22 protein-coding genes are annotated in these 18,695 nt (G+C 45.9%); all 22 read right to left on the bottom strand.

What is annotated here, in order from left to right:
• On the bottom strand, positions 1-480 hold a 480-nt coding region (locus KKI13_00420), incomplete at its 3' end, for a hypothetical protein (GenBank protein ID MBU4487520.1).
• Positions 481-509: 29 nt separating this feature from the next.
• Positions 510-2,783, bottom strand: coding sequence for a hypothetical protein (locus KKI13_00415; GenBank protein MBU4487519.1), 2,274 nt, complete (start codon positions 2,781-2,783; stop codon positions 510-512).
• Positions 2,770-3,651, bottom strand: coding sequence for an aminotransferase class IV (locus tag KKI13_00410; protein MBU4487518.1), 882 nt, complete (start codon positions 3,649-3,651; stop codon positions 2,770-2,772). Before KKI13_00410 ends, KKI13_00415 begins: the two co-directional genes overlap by 14 nt.
• A 6-nt stretch (positions 3,652-3,657) precedes the next feature.
• Positions 3,658-5,109, bottom strand: a complete 1,452-nt coding sequence (pabB, locus tag KKI13_00405; protein ID MBU4487517.1) for an aminodeoxychorismate synthase component I — start codon at positions 5,107-5,109, stop codon at positions 3,658-3,660.
• A gap of 50 nt (positions 5,110-5,159) precedes the next feature.
• Positions 5,160-5,759: a hypothetical protein gene (locus tag KKI13_00400; GenBank protein MBU4487516.1), complete on the bottom strand. Its 600-nt coding sequence runs from the start codon at positions 5,757-5,759 to the stop codon at positions 5,160-5,162.
• 65 nt (positions 5,760-5,824) lie between these two features.
• Complete coding sequence (locus tag KKI13_00395; GenBank protein MBU4487515.1) at positions 5,825-6,448, bottom strand: 4Fe-4S dicluster domain-containing protein; 624 nt, start codon at positions 6,446-6,448, stop codon at positions 5,825-5,827.
• A 3-nt stretch (positions 6,449-6,451) separates the two neighbouring features.
• Positions 6,452-6,778, bottom strand: a complete 327-nt coding sequence (gene mnhG / locus KKI13_00390) for a monovalent cation/H(+) antiporter subunit G (protein ID MBU4487514.1) — start codon at positions 6,776-6,778, stop codon at positions 6,452-6,454.
• Positions 6,771-7,142: a cation:proton antiporter gene (locus KKI13_00385; protein MBU4487513.1), complete on the bottom strand. Its 372-nt coding sequence runs from the start codon at positions 7,140-7,142 to the stop codon at positions 6,771-6,773. Before KKI13_00385 ends, mnhG begins: the two co-directional genes overlap by 8 nt.
• The gene (locus KKI13_00380; protein ID MBU4487512.1) at positions 7,139-7,636 is read right to left on the bottom strand and encodes a Na+/H+ antiporter subunit E; all 498 of its coding nucleotides are present in this window, start codon (positions 7,634-7,636) and stop codon (positions 7,139-7,141) included. The genes KKI13_00385 and KKI13_00380 overlap by 4 nt, the downstream gene beginning before the upstream one ends.
• A 10-nt stretch (positions 7,637-7,646) precedes the next feature.
• The gene (locus KKI13_00375; protein MBU4487511.1) at positions 7,647-9,170 is read right to left on the bottom strand and encodes an NADH/ubiquinone/plastoquinone (complex I); all 1,524 of its coding nucleotides are present in this window, start codon (positions 9,168-9,170) and stop codon (positions 7,647-7,649) included.
• 4 nt (positions 9,171-9,174) lie between these two features.
• Positions 9,175-9,513 carry a sodium:proton antiporter gene (locus KKI13_00370; GenBank protein MBU4487510.1) on the bottom strand — a complete coding sequence of 113 codons (339 nt, stop codon included), beginning with the start codon at positions 9,511-9,513 and terminating at the stop codon, positions 9,175-9,177.
• Positions 9,514-9,972: a hypothetical protein gene (locus KKI13_00365; GenBank protein ID MBU4487509.1), complete on the bottom strand. Its 459-nt coding sequence runs from the start codon at positions 9,970-9,972 to the stop codon at positions 9,514-9,516. It abuts the gene before it with no gap.
• A complete protein-coding gene (locus KKI13_00360) occupies positions 9,965-10,513 on the bottom strand; it encodes a DUF4040 domain-containing protein (GenBank protein MBU4487508.1) in 549 nt (182 codons plus the stop codon). The genes KKI13_00365 and KKI13_00360 overlap by 8 nt, the downstream gene beginning before the upstream one ends.
• A complete protein-coding gene (locus KKI13_00355; GenBank protein MBU4487507.1) occupies positions 10,507-12,318 on the bottom strand; it encodes a hypothetical protein in 1,812 nt (603 codons plus the stop codon). The genes KKI13_00360 and KKI13_00355 overlap by 7 nt, the downstream gene beginning before the upstream one ends.
• Complete coding sequence (locus KKI13_00350) at positions 12,311-13,540, bottom strand: nickel-dependent hydrogenase large subunit (protein ID MBU4487506.1); 1,230 nt, start codon at positions 13,538-13,540, stop codon at positions 12,311-12,313. The genes KKI13_00355 and KKI13_00350 overlap by 8 nt, the downstream gene beginning before the upstream one ends.
• A 99-nt stretch (positions 13,541-13,639) precedes the next feature.
• Entirely contained in the window at positions 13,640-14,113 is a 474-nt protein-coding gene (locus tag KKI13_00345) for an NADH-quinone oxidoreductase subunit C (GenBank protein ID MBU4487505.1), read from the bottom strand.
• The gene (gene nuoB, locus KKI13_00340) at positions 14,110-14,538 is read right to left on the bottom strand and encodes an NADH-quinone oxidoreductase subunit NuoB (GenBank protein ID MBU4487504.1); all 429 of its coding nucleotides are present in this window, start codon (positions 14,536-14,538) and stop codon (positions 14,110-14,112) included. Before nuoB ends, KKI13_00345 begins: the two co-directional genes overlap by 4 nt.
• A 10-nt stretch (positions 14,539-14,548) precedes the next feature.
• Entirely contained in the window at positions 14,549-15,484 is a 936-nt protein-coding gene (locus KKI13_00335; protein MBU4487503.1) for an NADH-quinone oxidoreductase subunit H, read from the bottom strand.
• Complete coding sequence (locus KKI13_00330) at positions 15,481-15,981, bottom strand: 4Fe-4S binding protein (protein MBU4487502.1); 501 nt, start codon at positions 15,979-15,981, stop codon at positions 15,481-15,483. Before KKI13_00330 ends, KKI13_00335 begins: the two co-directional genes overlap by 4 nt.
• A gap of 1 nt (position 15,982) precedes the next feature.
• Positions 15,983-16,801 (bottom strand): FAD/NAD(P)-binding protein, encoded by an 819-nt coding sequence (locus KKI13_00325; GenBank protein ID MBU4487501.1) that lies wholly within the window; start codon positions 16,799-16,801, stop codon positions 15,983-15,985.
• The gene (locus tag KKI13_00320; protein ID MBU4487500.1) at positions 16,794-17,855 is read right to left on the bottom strand and encodes a 4Fe-4S dicluster domain-containing protein; all 1,062 of its coding nucleotides are present in this window, start codon (positions 17,853-17,855) and stop codon (positions 16,794-16,796) included. Before KKI13_00320 ends, KKI13_00325 begins: the two co-directional genes overlap by 8 nt.
• Before the next feature lie 6 nt (positions 17,856-17,861).
• Positions 17,862-18,524 carry a redox-sensing transcriptional repressor Rex gene (locus KKI13_00315; GenBank protein ID MBU4487499.1) on the bottom strand — a complete coding sequence of 221 codons (663 nt, stop codon included), beginning with the start codon at positions 18,522-18,524 and terminating at the stop codon, positions 17,862-17,864.
• Between the last annotated feature and the right edge of the window lie 171 nt (positions 18,525-18,695).

The raw sequence follows: 18,695 nt of genomic DNA, 5'->3' as shown, positions 1-18,695 counted from the left end.
GTTAGAGATATTTCTTATTGAAAGCCGCCTCGCGAGGGCCGCAAAAGGTTCACCGGGCACTGTAACATATGCTACGCGTATCTCAAGGCCAAATGCGTTATTTACCTCGCTTATCTCAAAGTCCGAAGGCCTTATAGACATTTTTGTGGAGACGTCTTTAGCCGGTTTATCGGCATATTCTTTAAAAGGCTCATATAAAAGCGCCTTGCCGGCCTTCTTGATCCTTATGAAAGTGCGAAAACCCTTTACTGCGGTAAGATTATATGCCTGATTCGCGGGTAAAAATTCAAGTATGGCGCCATCCTTATTCTTTATGCCGAAGCTTGATATGCACTGGCCCCTGTTGACATAAAATGCCCATAACGGTACGCCGCCAAAACCCGCTATACCCGGGAAAAAACTGGAAAACGCTTTTGCCTTACTATAATTTTCTATTACAAAATCGCCTGATTCTTCAAGTTTGTAAGTAGTGTCTTTCATATCTTATATCCTTGTTTTAGCGTATATTTTTATTCCAGCTTTAAGCGGCCCCAAACAGCCGCATCTTTATACCCTTCTTCAGTGCCGTTCCAGACAAGCTTTGCCTTGCGCATCATGCTTTCATCCGCATCGCCCAGGGCTATGTCAAAACCCAGGATTTCGCCGCTTTTGAAAGTGCGAAATGGTTTGTTCCAAAAATTTGAAACGTTTATTTTCGCTTCCAAAACATAGCCCTTGCCGCCCACCTTTGTCGCGGTGGAACTTAAAACGGGTATATTATTTCGCACGCCGCCTTCGGCCTGATTGCTTATCCACATCTTGCCGTTAGTCCCTATCAATATCTGAAAATCGGACGGGGTATAACCTTTCTCCTGTATCTTTGAGGGATCTACGCTTAAAAAGAGCTCCGCGCAATCCCCTTTCCATAAATCCCATTTTTCGTAGCCGTTTGTCATGGGGAAATTATCTTCTGCGCGCACCAAGATATATAGGTTTCCTTCGTCCCATAAAACCCTCGCTTCCGCGCTCAGGTCAGCATTATCCTCTATCTCGCCTTCCACAAAATTGTTGTCGAGATCTATGGTGATCCTTTCGGTCTTGAGCCACTCATCCTCCATTATCCCGTCTATCACTATATTCTCTGCCTTTTTAGCTGTAATCCATTTTAGGGGATAGCCGCCCCTGGCTTCTGCTCTGGCGCAGCCCATCCGGCTTTCCTTCGCCTTATAGCCATAGTCCTCCGAATCCGCGCTTACCCAGTATACATAATACCACTCCTTGTGCCTCCCTACAACAGGTATGCTGCCCGTAAAGAACCCTCTGTCATTGGTCTTCGCCTGCCACATCCGGCTATAATTATTTATGGAATTAAAGACGCCTATTTTTATCGGATAATTTTCAAGCGGCGTTCCGGAGCGGTCTGTAAGGCGCGCTTTTATTTTCATGACATCGCCGTTTACATAGAACGGCTTATCGGCGGTCAATTCTATCGCTACCGGAGGCAGGAGGTTTTCTTTGCTGGCACATTTTATAATATTCAATTTTCTTGTTATCTCGTTTTTGGAGCCGCTTATCCCCTTGACGGTCAGAACGTGAACACCCGGCGTAAGGGATTCACCCGAAACAAAACCTCTCCACCACTCAAAATCCTTGCCTAGATCCACCCAGTCGCCTTCGTCTATTTTATAGCGGATGTTTCTCACCTCCGGCATAGCGTTTACTTCTATATCTGTGCTGTTCCATATCCTCTGCCCCTCTATCGGCCTTATGACGAGCATCTTAAATTCTTCTTTAAGGGCATTATATGCCTTACGCGGATTACCCTGCGGGTTTTCTCGCGCTTCTATACCGATGATGCCGAACCATTCTTCGGGATGGCTGTCGTGTACCGCCGCGTTACCCGCTTTCCACCACTCGTCGTTCCATTCAAAGACACAGCCCCCTATTGCGCCGCCTTGTATTAGGCCGCGCAAATCCTCTACTACCCCCTCGGCCTGTTCCTCTTGAGTGTTCCCGCCGTAGCCTCTTTTGCCCGGGCCTTCTGGCGAAACGCTCAAGCCGTACTCCGTAACCAAAAAAGGTTTATCTCTGCCGCTTAGTTCCCTGATATTTTTTACGAAGTTCGGATAACCGATCTCTTCTACGAGGGAAGGGCAATAATTATAAACATTAAAAGAAAGGACATCCCACATAGACTGGTCAAGCCAGATGGTCCAATATGCGTTTGCCATGCTGACCGGCCGAAGCGGATCTTCCTTTTTAATTATTCCTATAAGTTTTTTGTATAGATCCAGCGTCTTATCCACCCCCGAGGCAACGATGGCTTGTGAATGAGGTTCGTTCGTTACTAGATACATGATCACATTAGGATGATTTTTGCTTATCCTGGCCATCTGCCTCGCCTGGCTCTCCGCCTGCCGGATAAAACCTTCATAGGTAAAGTCCGAGTTCGGGCTGACTCCCGCCGCCTGTATGACCTTAATGTCATATTTTTCCGCAAGCGTGATCTGCTCTTCCGGCATAATGCCCCAAACGCGCACAGTGTTGAACCCCGCCTCTTTTATTCTTTTAAAATCAGCTTCAACAATATCCAGCGGCACTTTAGCGCCCGGATATACGCCGGGCCTGAACGGGCTATATCCTACGCCCTTTACAAAAAATTTCTTGCCGTCTATATAAAGGCTGTCCCCCACAATATCTATGCGCGGGGTTTTATTTTCTTCTGCATGTGTTAAAGAAATATTAAAGATCAGGGCTGTGGATAAAATAAATAATGCCGCCCGGTGAAACTTAAGACAATTCAATCCCTGCCTCCTTTTCTACCGCCTCCTTATATAATTTTTGCATATTTTTGGTTATTTTTCCGACGGAACCGCCCCCTATAGCCTTATTGTCTATTCCGACCACCGGAATGATCTCAAACATAGAATTAGTTATAAATACCTCGTCCGACGATTTCAACTCATTCTCAGAAAATTCGCTCTCTTCCACTCCCACTCCGGCGTAAGGGCTAAGTTCCAAAACAATTTTTCTCGTTATGCCGGGAAGTATGCCGCATTTGATGGAGGGGGTGACAAGGGCGTTGCCCGTTATCATGAATATATTGCTCGTGCTCGCTTCGCACACATGGCCGGATTCGTTCAAAAATATGGTGTCAAAAAATCCGCCGGGAAAGGCCTCATTTCTGGCAAGTATGCTATCGAGATAGTTAGCCACTTTAAAATTACTCAATACACTTTGGCTATTGCGCCTTGCGCGGGCTATGTTGACCGCTATCCCCTTTTCGTAATGCTTGCTTGAAAAAGGAACATATCCTCTTGCTATTATTACCACATTTGAGGGGCCGCTTTTTGAAATATCCATACTTCCGTCTTCCGAGAGGCCGCGTGAAACCGTCATTCTCACATATGCATCAGTCTTATCAAGGCCGTTTACTGCCAATAATTCATAAATGATCTTTTCGGCTTCTTTATCGGCGAGCGGCTGCCTTATTTTTAAAGACTTCATGGACGAATAAAGCCGCATAAGGTGGTCATTGAGGCAGAATATCCTGCCCGCATAACCGTGCATCGTTTCAAAAAGGGCATCTCCGTAGAGAAAACCTCTGTCAAAAACGGATATAAGCGCCTTATCGTGATCTACAATTTTCCCGTTTACGTATACTTTCATCATGTCGTCCTAAACAGTAACTGCAACAAGTTTTGCCTTTTCTATCCCTATAGCCTCTATAATGGCCCGCGCCTTATCCATGGTCTCATTAAATTCTTTATCAGCGTCAGAATCGGCGACTATTCCTCCGCCCACTTGAAAATACGCCGTGCCGAGCGTAACTATAACCGTCCTTATGACTATGGAAAGGTCGCTGTTACCTGAAAAATCTATATAACCTATAGAACCGGTATATATGCCTCTTTTTGCGGGCTCCAATTCTTCTATTATTTCCATGGCGCGTATTTTTGGCGCGCCTGTTATTGAGCCGCCCGGGAAACAGTTCATGAGGCAATCCGCCACGCTGACTCCGTCCTTCAGTTTGCCGCTAACGGTGGAAACAAGATGATGGACCGTAGAATATGTTTCTGTTATTATAAACTCCGTCGGCGCCACGGAGCCGTATTCGCACACCCTGCCTATATCGTTTCTCTCAAGATCTACTATCATAAGATGCTCGGCCCGGTCTTTTTCGCTGGTAATAAGCTCTTTCTTCAGGCGCGCGTCTTCTTTTTCGCTTACGCCGCGCGGCCTCGTACCCTTTATGGGCCTTGTCTCGATATCTTTTCCGTTCAGTTTTAGAAATCTTTCCGGCGACGCGCTTACTATTTGAAAGTTTTCATAATTCAGATATGCCGCAAACGGCGCCGGATTTATGCGCCTCAGTGTTTTATAAAGCTCGAAGCTGTCTCCGGAAAATTCCGTACTGAGGCGCTGCGATAGATTGACCTGATATATATCGCCCTCTTTTATATAATCCTTGGCTTTTCTTATGGCTTTTCTGTATTCATCTTTTGTAAAATTGGACGATATTTTGCTATGATCAAACCCGCTCTCCCCGCACGCGGTTTCGGCCCCGCTAAAGGTGCCCAGTGGAATGCTATAAATATACTTTTTGGCAGATTCTAACCGGCTCGCGGCGCGCACGGCATTTTTTTCGACGTCCAGATGCGGCAGGCCCGAGGAAGATATATAGGCCTTTTTCAGAAGATTGTCGAATATAAATACCGTATCGTAGAATGAGAGCGTAATATCCGACAAAGCAATATCGTCGGTGGATACGGACGGCAATTCCTCTATAAAATAGCGCATGTCGTAGGAAAAATATCCTATGCAGCCTGATGTAAACGGGATTTCGCTATTCGGGCTTTCCGTTTTATAATAGGATAAAAGGGATTTCAAAAAATCAAATGGGTTGGCTTTGAATTTTTCCGTGCCGTCCTGGGTCAGGGCCGTAATATCCTCACCCTTGGTCTCGACGACCATAAAAGGGTCGTATCCTATAAACGAGAATCTGCCGAGCTTTTCATGATCCATAGCGCTGTCTAGAAAAGAGCTGTACGGCTCGTTTCGCAAAAACCCGTAGACCGTAACAGGATCCGGAAAATATTCTAATTCATATAAAAGTGGTTTTATTGCCATATTCTCTTTATCCTATTTTACGGATGAACCCTGTTACAGAACTTCGTTCTCTAACAGGGCAAGAGCGCCTTTACGACATTTGAGGAATGGCGCGCTATGTTCCCGGCGAAGTCGAGCATGTCGAAAAACATATTTGACGTGCGGGGGTCGCATATGCCTTTTACAAGCCTCTCGTTATGCGTCTTCCTGTACTTTTCTACGAGCTCTTTAACATGAAAACCGTTTGCGATGACTGTTTCGGCGGCGGCCTTATTGGCATTCCGCACTACACCGCATGCCATATCAAATGACCTTTTGGCGCCGTCGAATACCTCGATATATTCTTGAACGCCCTTTTCGCTGAAAAGTAGGTTTTCTTCTATTTTTATCTCGATCCTCTCTATCAGATTTACGCACTCATCTCCTATCCTCTCAAGTGTCTCAGCTACCTCGGATACCGTTGCAAGATCGGATTTGCTAATGCCATTTTTCTTGGAATCGATAATGACTTTATCCATAATAGCATTCTGCAGCATATTTATATTTTTCTCGGCCTCTATCGCCTTTGATAGAGAGGAAAGTTTGTGCTCGTTAAACCCTGCTTCGATAAAATCCAAGACCCTCTTCAGGGTATCAGCCATTTCCAGTATCTCTTTTGAATATGCCAGCATAATTCACCTCGTTTTTCAGGGGTACATTTACTTGCTATAATCAGGGTATTATATTACAGATCGGGCTATTTTTCAAGGGTAGTTTTGCGGCGGCAGTGGGAGCAAAGTATCTTGATGCGGTCGGCGCGGGTCAATTCTTTTGCATTGGCTATCAGATTTTCGCTTATGACGCCCATCTCTTTCAAATCGGCGAGATAGACTGTGGGGTTTGAATATGCGAGCGTATCGAGCCTTCTCGCAATCCATTTGAGGTGCGCGTATGTGGCGACTATGTCGCCGCATACCTCGCAAAGCGCAAGTTCGCTCTCGGAGGTCGTAGTGACAGAAGCCCTGTCGGAACGGTCCAGATACGCCGCGTCGAATTTGGTAGTATGATGCACACCGGGTGGATCCTCGTCTTTTGTGGTGCACCAAAGCGAGCAATTGCCGCAGTAATTACACATATCATAATTTAAGACCATTGTCCTTATAGGCGGGCTTTTCTTTAGATTGTCTATAACCTCTATCGCGTCCGCCGGGCAGACGTATTTGCATGCGACACATCCTATACAACCCTCTTTTGTATATTCGGGCATCCCCCTGAAATTTTTATGCGGGATATGCGGCTTAAAAGGATAGGGGTTAGTATAAGGCCCTTTTATGAGCGCCTTCACCGCTTCTATGAGTTCTCTTATTTTGGGTTTCTTCATCTATTATTTTCCGTCTTCTTTATACTTGTCCACTACACTGCCGTCCCAGAGTTTTACGCCGGCTATATGGGCTGCCTTTGCCAAGGCATGCGCCGCGACGGGTGAAGTCAAAAGAAGAAATATTAAACAAAGGATCGCCTTTATGCCCGAGGCGGTCACACCTACAATAAGCGCCATCCCGAAAAGTATACTGCACGTACCCAAAGTAATACATTTTGTCGCAGCTTGCAGGCGGTTATATATATCAGGCAGGCGCAACAACCCAAGACATCCGAAGAAATCGAATACAAGCCCTACTATCATAAATAGGAAACCGATCTTACTAATCATCGAAGTCCTTTCCTTCAAAATACTTTGCGAAAGCTAACGTGCTTATAAAGCTTTGGAGCGCCCACGCTATCCCTATATCCAGATACCAGCTTCTTCCGGTAGAAACAGTCAATACGGCGCAAAATCCTATTATAAGTATGCCGAACATATCTATCGCCACGATCCTGTCGGGAGCAGTCGGACCCTTCACCACTCTGTATAAACACAATATAGAGCAGAGAATAAGTATAAACAGCGCCCTCTTCAAAAACCCGAGGTGCTGAAGGTCCGGATAGATCAGAAAATACGGCGGGCGGAATATGACGACAAAAAGTATCGCCGCTAAAAATATGAGTCCTATTATATATCTGACCATCTTACTCATTCAAAAATCCTCGTCAATATATGTTCAAATTTGCTCACTATGCGCTCGGTCGCGCCTTCTATGTCCTTCGCCTCCACGTTTATCCAGTGTACATACAGGAATCCTTTATCCCTGTCAATGTCCACCGTCAGCGTCCCCGGCGTAAGGGTTATAGAATTGGCAAGAAACGTCAGCCCTGTGTCTGATTTCAAAGTTGTCTTCACTTTTACTATGCCGGGCTTTATCGGCAGATTCGGATGCGCGACTCTGTAGGCAACGTCTATGTTAGCTTTGAGCATTTCCCACAAAAAAATAGGCATATAATACAAAAACCACGCATAACGCGCGCCATGCTTGAAAAGGTGCGGCCGTTTTACGAACATGTCGCCTATCAGGTACGCCACAAGCCCGGACACAAAAGTTCCGACTAGCAAATGCTGCCAGTCAGGCGGCCAGCTTAAGAGCCCCCATACAATAAATGAAAGTACAAATAATATCAGCCATCTTGAAAACATATCTTCTTCTTTACTCCTCTATTCCTTCCATTACGGTAATGCTATAGGCATTGCCGCTATGTAATGTCTCGGCTGCCGGTTTAATAAATCTGCCGAAAATCCCCGGCATTAAAAGCAGCCCCCCAAAAAGGCATATTAACGCCAAACTAATCATTGCGCTCTTCATAAAAAACGGCACTTCTTTTATATCGCTTAAACTTTCTTTCAATTTACCGAAGAAGGCGAATTTTTGCACTTTCATGAATGACGCCAATGTCAGGATACTCGCGATAACCGCCAAAAGGGCATATCCCATGCGCCCTGCCTCGACGGCGGCAAATATGATTATGAGCTTGCTGAAAAATCCGTTAAAAGGCGGTATCCCGGCTATGGCCAGCGATGCGAAAAGAGAAGTCGCGCCGGTAACGGGCATTTTTTTGTTTAGCCCGCCCATAGAATTGAGGTCGCGCGTCCCGGCCGCATATTCCACGGCGCCGGCATTCAAAAATAGAAGCGATTTGAACACGGAGTGATTAAACAAATGGAAAAGCCCTCCCAAAATCCCAAGCGGCGTCCCAAGCCCTATACCCAGGACAACGTAGCCTATCTGGCTTATGGAATGGTAGGCTAAAAGCCGTTTAAGGTCAAATTGCCCTATCGCGAGAAATACTCCTACTATCATAGAAAGCGCTCCCAGAAACATCAATACGTTTGAGAATACAGGAGGAAGCCCGATCACATTATATAGTATCCTTATAAGCGCGTACACGCCCAGCGCCTTTATGATGACGCCCGATAACATCGCTGAAATCGGAGCCGGCGCCGCGGGATGCGCGTCGGGAAGCCACGCATGAAATGGAACAAGCGCGGCCTTAAGTCCGAAACCCATTAAAAAAAGCACTGCGGAAAAATAGGTAACCCTGCCCAGGCCCTTTTCCGCGAGCACAATGGCCATATCGGCCATATTTAGGGTAGATGTATAGCTATACATAAGCGCTATTCCCAAAAGCACAAAGAAAGAGCCCACCGAGCTCATGACGAGATATTTGAAAGACGCTTCCAGTTCCTCCGCGTCAGTCCCGTAGGCGACAAGCGCATAACTTGCTACTGAGGCTATCTCCAAAAATACGAAGAGGTTAAAAATATCGCCCGTTATGATAACACCGTTCATTCCGGCGACAAGTAAAAGGAAAAGCGTGTAGAAGTTCCATTTCGCGGTATACTTCTCCATATAGTTTATAGAGTAGATCGTAATCAGAAATACTACGAGGTTGACCGTAAGAAGCATAAATGCCGCAAGCGGGTCCAGCACCATAGATATGCCCAAAGGCGGCTTCCATATACCCACCTGATAGACCAGGACGCCGTAAGTGTTTACCGCTAACACGCTTGCCACGGATGCGATAAGGAGGACAAAGGAAACAAGGTTTGCAAGCATATCCGCGACCCATTTTACCTTTTTCGCGACAAGTGAAGTAATAAAAGCCCCCGCAAGAGGTATTATCACGAATAAAGGTATTAAATTGTAAACAGCGCGCGGAATAGTATCTGTCATTTCCTCAACCTCGTAATCTATTTATCTTTGTCACGTCAAAAGTGCCGTATTTTTCGTATATTCTGATAGCTATTGCCACAGTCATGGCAGTAACCGCCAATCCTATGACTATGGCGGTCAAGACGATGGCCTGAGGCAGCGGGTCTACCATGTTCAATATTTCCTGGTCCGGCGAAAGTATGGGCGAGCGGCCTTCGTAACGGTAGCCCACTAAAACAAACATGAGATTTATCGCGTATTCGGCTATCATCATGCTTATGACGATTTTGATGATATTTCTTTTTCTGAGAATACCGTATAGGCCGATCGTAAATAGGGCTATGCATAAAAGATACAGGGCCATCTATTTATCCTCCTTTTTGTCGTCTGTCTTAAACTTCAAAAGTACAAGAATTATAAATATTGAAAAAAGCCCCGCGGCGACTTTCACGCTTATAGCGATATTGCACAAAGGTATTATGCCTGCCGAGAATAATTTGAAGGGCTCTCCTTTGTCCGTAAAGAAATTAAAGAAAAAATATCCTCCCATAAACCCGAGTGTGGCTATGGCAAGAAACGCTATAGCCCCGAAACTTTCAAAAAGGGCAGCCGCGGGTTTAGAGAGCTTTGAAAGAGCCGTCTCTTTGCCGAATGCCAGCATAAGATGTATGAAAGAAAGCGCTATAATAACGCCGCCCGCAAATCCGCCGCCCGGAGAGATGTGGCCGTGAACAAGTATATAAATACCGTAAAGCAGTATGAACCCGACGGTAAGGCGCGTGATTGTCTTTACTATAAGTGTCATGCCAGGCTCTTTATTCATTCTCGTCCTCTATCTTTTCGCCTATCTTCTTTCTTCCTATCCTTCTCATGACTGCCATGACTCCTATGACCGCGGTAAAAAGTATGGTCGCCTCTCCCAATGTATCATAGGCACGGAAGTCCAATATGACCGCCGCTACTATGTTGGTCGCGCCTGTTTTTAACAGCGCCGAATCGACGTAGAATTTGGCTACTTTCATGACAGGATATCCGAAAGTAGGCAGGTCTTTAACGGAATAATAGGCGAATATCAAAAATATGACTACAAATGCTACCGCGATAAAAGTATTTAAAAACCACCTGCCGCTTGCGGAAAATGGCAGGTCTCTTTTGAGGGTCGCTCTTATGAGTATAATGAGGCATAGTATTTCGACGACGAGCTGCGTTATGGCAAGATCGGGCACCTTTAGAACCAGAAAGGCTATAGAGAGCACGAGCCCCACGGCACCTACCGCTATTACGGAAGATATAAGGTCCTCCATTTCAATAGCCGCGATCGCCGCTATTATCATCATCGCCAAAAGTACGTACATTATTACCATATGAGTAGCCTCAGTAATACAATAAAGACTATGAGCATGCCGACAAGGCACCAGGCAAGATACGTCGGCAAAACGCCGTTATGCAAATGCTGCAAAAAGCCGCTAAACCCAAATGTAAGCTTCTTGCCGATTTCGTAAACATCAAAAAGGCCTTCTTTTGCCATCGTATATATCTTACCCAATAAAGGGATATCCGAAATAGTGTTGTAAAATTCCGTCCCGGTGGGCCTGGTATCACTAGGCAGTGTTTCGCCGCCTATAAAAGGCTCGACCGTCCTTACATTCTTTATATTGCCCATAAGATATACCAGGAATCCGATTCCGAGTCCTATAATGATAAATAAAGTAGCCTCTCTCGGCTGCCATAAACCAATGTAGGAAATATCTGCGTTTACCGCCGGAATAATAAAATATTTCAGCGGTATTTGAAACGCGAATATGCCGAAGATGACGCAGAGCGCTGCGAGTATGGACATGGGAAGCCACATGGAAACCGGCACTTCTTTTACCTTCCGGCGCACGCCTGACTGTCCCAAAAAAACCGCATGCAGAAGCTTCATAAAACTTGCCAATGTAAGGGCGCTTCCGAACATAGCCGCCGAAAGCCAGAGCACCCAGATCTTATTTTGGGCGCTCCCCATCTCTATTATTCCCTGGTATATCATCCATTTCGACACAAAGCCGTTAAAAGGCGGTACGCCCGATATGGCTAGTGAGGCGATAAGACAGCATATAAAAGATATCGGCATAAAACGCGCCAAGCCGCCCAGCTTGTCCAGATCGGTTGTGCCTGTCTCCTTCTCCACCGCGCCGGCAGTGAGGAAAAGCGTACTTTTATAGATGGCGTGGTTCAGCATATGGAAAAGGCCTCCCGCTATACCTATGGGATTTGCCGTACCTAGCCCTAGAACCATGTATCCTACCTGGCTGACAGCGTGATACGCCAGAAGCCGTCTCATCGTGTGCTGTATAAGCGCCATCATTACCGCCGCTATTATAGTAACAGAACCTATTATCAGGAGAAATATACTCATCGCGGAATTCGGCTGTATTACAAACATATCCAGAGAAAGGCGGGCGAGAAAATATATGCCGAGAAGTTTATCCAAGCTCGCCGGAAGAAATGCCATTACGGGAAGCGGCGTCGCCTCTGCCGCATCGGGTATCCATGTATGCATGGGGATGGCCCCGGCCTTTGCAAAGGCGCCGAGCGCAAGTAGAATAAACGCATATACGGCAAGATGGCTTGTGAGAGGCATCTTTACTAAATCCATATTAATGGTGCCCGCCATCTTCCATATGATCGCCACGCCGAGGAGCATCAGGGCATCTGATCCGCCTATTATTATAAATGTCTTTTTAGCGGCAGCTTTCGCCTTATCCCCTCCTACGCTTATCAAAAGATATAATGTAATACCTAAAAATCCCCAAAAGCCGATAAAGACCAAAAGGTTATTTGAAAGAATCGCCCCTATCGAGCCGGCTATCGTCGCAAGTATATAAGAGTAATATAGCCCTGAAACATTTGATACGCCCTTAAGAAATCCGGTTGAATATAGTATGATAAGAAAACCGAATAGAGCGATAAAAAGAAGTATGAATGCGGCCAGGCCATCCATCCTAAAAATGCCCGCATAGCCCAATATGTCCCAGTTCGCGTTCTTAAGCCGGAATATATTATATGATACGAAAAGCGCCCATGCGGAAACGATCAGCGCAAATCCCGATCTTACAATGCGCGGGAGAATTGCGCATATGAGGCTTGCGGCAAAAATGACGCCTATCAGTAAAATAGGACTATTCAATTTTCTTCCCCATTCTTTTTATTAATTCCGAATCAGAAAGTCCGAGCGATTTGCCCATATCCCAGGTCCTGTGCTGAGACATGTGGATAAGATTGTGCGCATCATATACCATCTTATCTTTTTTATTCACCACGGTCAACCTTTCCGTACAGCAATAGCACGGGTCTATGGCTGCCAATATTATGGTGGCATCGGCTATCGTCTGGCCCACAATCGTCTTTTTGAATGTCGGGAAATTCATAAAAGTCGGGGCGCGGACCTTGTGCCTTACGGGCCGGTTTGTGCCGTCACACCGCACTATATGGATAACTTCTCCTCTAGGAGCTTCGTGGTGGCCGATGCCGTCGCCCGGCGAGACCTGCTTGACATTTTCGTCTATGGGCCCCTCCGGCAGGTCATCCAGGCACTGGTTGACGATCTTTATAGATTCTATAAGTTCTAAAATCCTCACAACTGCCTTTGCGAATACGTCGCCCTCTTTTCGCGTTATGACGTTCCACTTTACCTTGCCGTAAGCGGCATACGGTTCATCGCGCCTTATGTCTACATCATAACCCGATGCCCTCGCTGTCGGCCCAAGGGCACTATAGTCTATCGCGTCCTCGCGCGTCAGGATGCCCACGCCTTTGAGACGCGCCGCTAAAACAGGGTCATCAAGGACAGCGCCGCGAAACATCTCGACCGCCGGCAACACCTCGTCGTTAAGGATCTTCTTATAGCGAGGGATCTCAGTATTATCAATGTCGCGCCTTACGCCGCCTACTTTCATCATGGCGTAGTTATTTCTGTTGCCGGAAATCGCCTCAAACATATCAAGGACCGGTTCCCTGTACCTCCATGCCCACATAAAAACTGTGTTATATCCTAGGAAATGGCCCGCGAGTCCCAGCCAGAGTAAGTGCGAATGTATCCTTTCAAGTTCGCCTATTATCGTTCTTATGTACAGCGCCCTCTCAGGCACATGGATATCGTCTATGTCTTCAACGGCGTTTACAAAGGCAAACGGATGGCTTGTGGAGCATATACCGCATATCCTTTCTACAAGGTAAGCGGATTGATCAAAGCTCTTTGACTCGGAAAGTTTCTCTATTCCGCGGTGATTCCATCCGATTCTTACATCAACATCGAGAACTTTTTCGCCGTCCACAATAAGCTTATAAAACTCCGGCTCTTCCTGCAGCGGATGGTACGGCCCTATCGGTATTGTTACTTTATGGCTCATGGTTTCCTTTGGGGTCAGACCCTCGTTATGTAAACTACAGACATGTGTACTGAGGGTCTGACCCCCTTTTGTCTCCTGTGTTTTCTTTAAGTTATTGGTTCAACTGCATTGGTTGTTTGTGTCGCTTTCGGTACTCAGCTTGAATTTTTTGCGCATGGGATGCTTGTCGGCCGGCCAGTCATCCGGAAGTAAAAGCGGTTTCATGTTCGGATGGCCCTTAAATTCCAAACCAAAAAGTTCGTGGATCTCCCTCTCTATCCATTCGGCGCCTTTCATTATAGGTAGTATAGAATCTATGACACAGTCATCTTTCGGCACATAAGCTCTTATTGTAACAATAAGCCCTATTCGGTCGAAATCAAAATGGTACATCATCTCTATGCTATCCGGATTGTCCACTGCGGTCGCTATATTGAACCTCGCGCCCAGGTCCTTAAATATAAAACGCACCATACCGATAACATCCTCCCGCGCTACATCTACATATATGCGCCTTGATGATTTATCATAAAATTTCTTTATCTTTTCGCCGAATTCAGATTTTAAACTTTTGACTACGCCTTCTCTTGTCATTTTTTATTCACCTTATCAATAAGTTTTACGATCCCGTCAATGATCGCTTCGGGTTTCGGGGGGCAGCCGGGTATATAGGCATGTACGGGGATTATCTTATCGAGCGGTTCTGCTTCATTTACGATATAAGAATTGTGAAATATGCCTCTTCCTGCTGCACAAGTACCTACAGCCACCACAAAGCATGGCTTCGGCGCTTGCTCGTACATCTTCTTTACAATGTCCCTGCAGTTTCGATTGACGATCCCTGTAGCAAGGATAACATCCGCGTGCCTTATTGAGCCGACAAGTACTATGCCGAAACGCTCCACGTCATGCCTTGGCGTAAGGCAGTCGAGTATCTCTATGTCGCAGTTATTGCAACTCGCCGTCGACATATGAAAGACCCATAATGATTTAGTTAATGCCTTTGTCTTTAAATCCATTTTTTCCTTTTTAATGTCCGAACAACGCTAAAACGACACCCAAAATAGCCAAAATTGTAACAGGCCCCCAGAAAAAACGGAGCGCCTGGTCTATCCTTAGCCTCGGATTGGTATTGCGTATTAATACGATCACTACCAACAGGGCTATCAATTTCAATATGCCCCACGCCACCTCTTTCGCCTGAAGCGTGATTCCGCCCATGAATACCACAACTACAAACAAAGGAAGCGTAAAAAGAAGCATTGCTTTGGTCAGTTTAAATATAGCAAGCGGCGGCCCGGAATATTCTATGAACGATCCGCCTACGATCTCCGTCTCTGCCTCAGAAATATCAAACGGTACAAGGCCGAGTTTTGCCTGTATGCAGAGCATAGCAACGACTACTGCGATAAATCCGGAGGCACTTGCAAATATGGCGCCGTGAGCTATCTGATAATTTAATATGCCGCCTATCGTCAAAAGCCCGCCCGATTTTATTATGGGCACAAGAAGCGCAAGTATAAAAGGAAGCTCGTACGAAAGTACCAGTTTCATCTCTCTTGATGATCCAAGACTTGCTAAAGGATTTGCCGAGCTGAAACCGCCCAGTATTATGGCGAGCGCCGGCAACGTAAGCATATAAAAGACCACTATCAGATCTCCGACAAACCCGAGATTAGGATCAAAATCGGCTAAACATAATAAGGTCGATACTATCGTCACCCCGGCCAGGCCTATAAGCGGCGCTGTAAGAAAGACTCTTTTTGACGCGCCTGCAGGGATCATCGTCTCTTTGCCGAGCAGTTTCAAAATATCCATAAAAGGCTGGTACCATGGCGGGCCGATCCTGTACTGTACGCGCGCGGTGACTTTTCGGTCGATCCAGCTGAAAATAAGCCCCGCGACTGCTGTAAATAGAAAGCCCGGAAATACCACAAATTGTAATAAGGGTTCTATTATTTTCACTTTGCCTTTTTAGGGATACCGTCTAATTCCCAATGTTCCGCTTTTACGAGCACGTTCTTCGCAACCAAAAATATATTATTCTCTTTGTCTTCACTATATTCGCCGTATTTAAGGACGCCTTCCGGCGAATCTTTAACGCAGAGAGGCATCTCATCTTTCGTAAGTCTACCGAGGCAAAGGTCACATTTCGACGCCAAATAGGTCATCATCTCAGGATATATTGTTCCGAAGGGACAGGCGCTCATGCACGACTTGCAGCTTGTGCACCTCATATTATACCTCTCCAGTATCTTGTCCTCTGCATTTCTCCCAAGCGCTTCATTAGGACATGCTTCTATGCACGCGGCTAATTCACATTTTCTGCATATAAGAGCGTAGGTCACAAGTTCGAGAAGTGAGCGTACGCCCTTATTGCCGGAATGGTAAAAATAGCTACATCCGAAGTCTTTATCTTTGTTTTCCGCGTATAAATCCAGGTCTATTAGTAGCTTTTTCATATTATTCCCATATGCCATGGAGGCCGCTGATTTTATCATATGTAAACACCGGGCCGTCTTTACAGGCATAATAAGGCCCTATCCTGCAATGGCCGCATTTACCGATACCGCATGACATATTCTTTTCCATCGAAAGATAGATATGGCGCGGCTCATAACCTATATCTATTAACTTGAATGTCGAAAATTTCATCATTATAGGCGGGCCGCAGACTATGGCAACGCTGTTTTTCACATCTACGCCCATATCCCTCTTGATCAATGTTGTAATGAGCCCGACGTTACCCTTCCATGTTTCGTCGCCCGCATCCACCGTGATCTCAAGCTCCATATCCTTATTATTCGCCCATTCCCTCAGAAGGTCCTTATAAACGATGTCTTTGGGCGTACGTGATCCATATTTAACGACCAGCTTTTTATATTTCTTTCTGTCATTTAAAAGCGCTAATATTAAGCTCCTCAAAGGAGCCAATCCCACGCCCCCGCCTACTATCAATATCTCTTTCCCCTCAAATTCCTTAAGCGGGTAGCCCATTCCGTAAGGCCCGCGCACAGCTATTTCGTCACCCGGCTTAAGGCCGTGCAGTATTTCCGTGACTCTGCCGACTTTCATTATGGTAACATCCATCGTATCTTCTATTTTGGGGTTTGAAGACGGCGTAAAAGGCGCCTCCCCTATTCCGGGTACGGTCAATTCTATAAACTGGCCTGTCTTAAAAGAGATATTCTTATCCAGATTAAGTCTGAACGTCTTTATATTGGACGTCTCTTCCTTAATATCTATTATTTTTCCTTTTACCGGGCAATATGGATTATTCATGCTTTTTGCCATTCTTTTCCGCTACAAGATTTTTCAATACGCGTCTTATATCTATCTTTCCCGGGCACCCGGAATAACACCTGCCGCAGCCTGTGCATGCATAAATGCCGGCAACCTGCGGAAAAAAATCAAATTTCTTCTCAAATCTGTTCCTGAGACGCATCCAAAGGTGCGGCCTTGCGTTGGCTCCTCCGGCGACGTGCGCAAATCTTTTATACATGCATGCGTCCCACATCTTATAGCGCACCTCTTTATTACCGTTTTCTTCAGAGTCCGACAGATAAAAACAGTGGCACGTAGGGCATACCGCATTGCAGGAACCGCATTCAACGCAGGCCTTGACCTCCGTTTCCCATATCGGCGAATCAAGATTTACCTTTATTATATCGCCGAATTCGGTGCGGCGCGGAATGCCGTGCTCCGCTATATTGGCTTCCACTTTTTCGCCAGCATGTCTCCTTATATGGTCTCTTTCTTCTATGTGCATTTCGGCGGCTTCATTAAAAATACCGTCGTTTCTTTTTAAAAACTTGGCGCCCCTATCCGTTCCTTCCTCCACAAGATAGCCGCTCGAAAGCTCCGACATCAATATATCGTAACCTTTTTCGGGATAATGCGGAACCTCGAGGGCGTGGCAGAAGCACGTGGGTATGGCAGTTGTGCAATCCGAGGCAATAATAAGATTTTCTTCGCGGTTTTTTATGTAGAAGGGATCTTTGAAATCCCCTTCCGTAAAGACGAAATCCTGAATCCGCATGCCATGAAGGTCGCAATTTTTTACCCCCATTACGCAATACGGCCTTTTTGAATTTGCGGGCGCTTTTTCGGATTTCTCGTAGCCATCCACTACCTTTTCGCGGCAGCGGAAAAAGAAGTTTTTAAGCGGCTCGAAGGGCCTTACCCCGCCGAGTGCGGCGCCGTCGACGCCCTCTGAGAACGGGACTAAGTGGAAGTTGCCCTGCCTATTTTTTTTGGGATAATAGACACTATAGGTAGCGGCGAGGGCCTCCACAAAAATTTTAAGATCCTGTTTTTTAAGAAATTTCTGTTTCATCTTCCGTCAATCCTCACGCGATGCGAGAAAAAATGAAAAACTCTCGAGCTCATTGGAAAGGTCTATATTTTTCACCAAAACATCGCTGTTTAATTTAAGAAGGGCCGGGGCAAAATTGAGTATGCACTTTATACCCGCCTTTACGAGGAGGTCCGCCACGCTTTGCGCGCTCTCCGCCGGAACGGCGAGAATGGCTATCTTTATATCTTTATTTGCTCTAACTGTTTCTTCAAGCTTTTTGACGTCTTTTACACTCACTTCTCCGTAGCGTTTATCGATCCTTTTAGAATCACTGTCAAACGCCTCTTTAATAAAAAAACCCTGGTCTTTGAAGCCAGGGTATCTTAAGAGGGCAGAGCCTATGTTTCCGGCTCCGATAAGTACGATTTCCCAAGTCTTATTCTTGCCAAGAAGGCCTTCTATCGCCCTTTTAAGCGGGTGGACATCGTAGCCCGCGCCCGAGCGGCCGAATTGCCCGAAATACGAAAGGTCTTTACGTACCTGCGCGTCCGTAAGGCCGGTCATATCGCCTAATTCCGTCGAAGATACACTCTCTTTCGCTTCTTTTTCAAGCCTTGTAATTTCTCTTAAATAAAGTGAGATCCGCGATATCGCGCTCTTAGGTACTTTTTTTGTGTCCTGCATTTGGTAATCCGTGATTTTTTTCACAAACCAAATTAAAAAAATTGCCAGCGTCTATTTCCGCTCTGGCGAATGTATTGTATGCTAAAGCGCATAAGTTGTCAAGGATTTTTAAATGTTTCTGATCAGCTTATTAAGATACCCTTCTGTGAATTTTATTATACTGTTCATCATGCGTACCGTTTCTACGGGATATTT

The organism is Candidatus Omnitrophota bacterium (assembly GCA_018894435.1).
GTDB lineage: Bacteria > Omnitrophota > Gorgyraeia > JAHIPI01 > JAHIPI01 > JAHIPI01.
The sequence above is the reverse complement of the archived record's forward strand: the minus strand, read 5'-3'. Positions and strand labels throughout refer to the sequence as shown.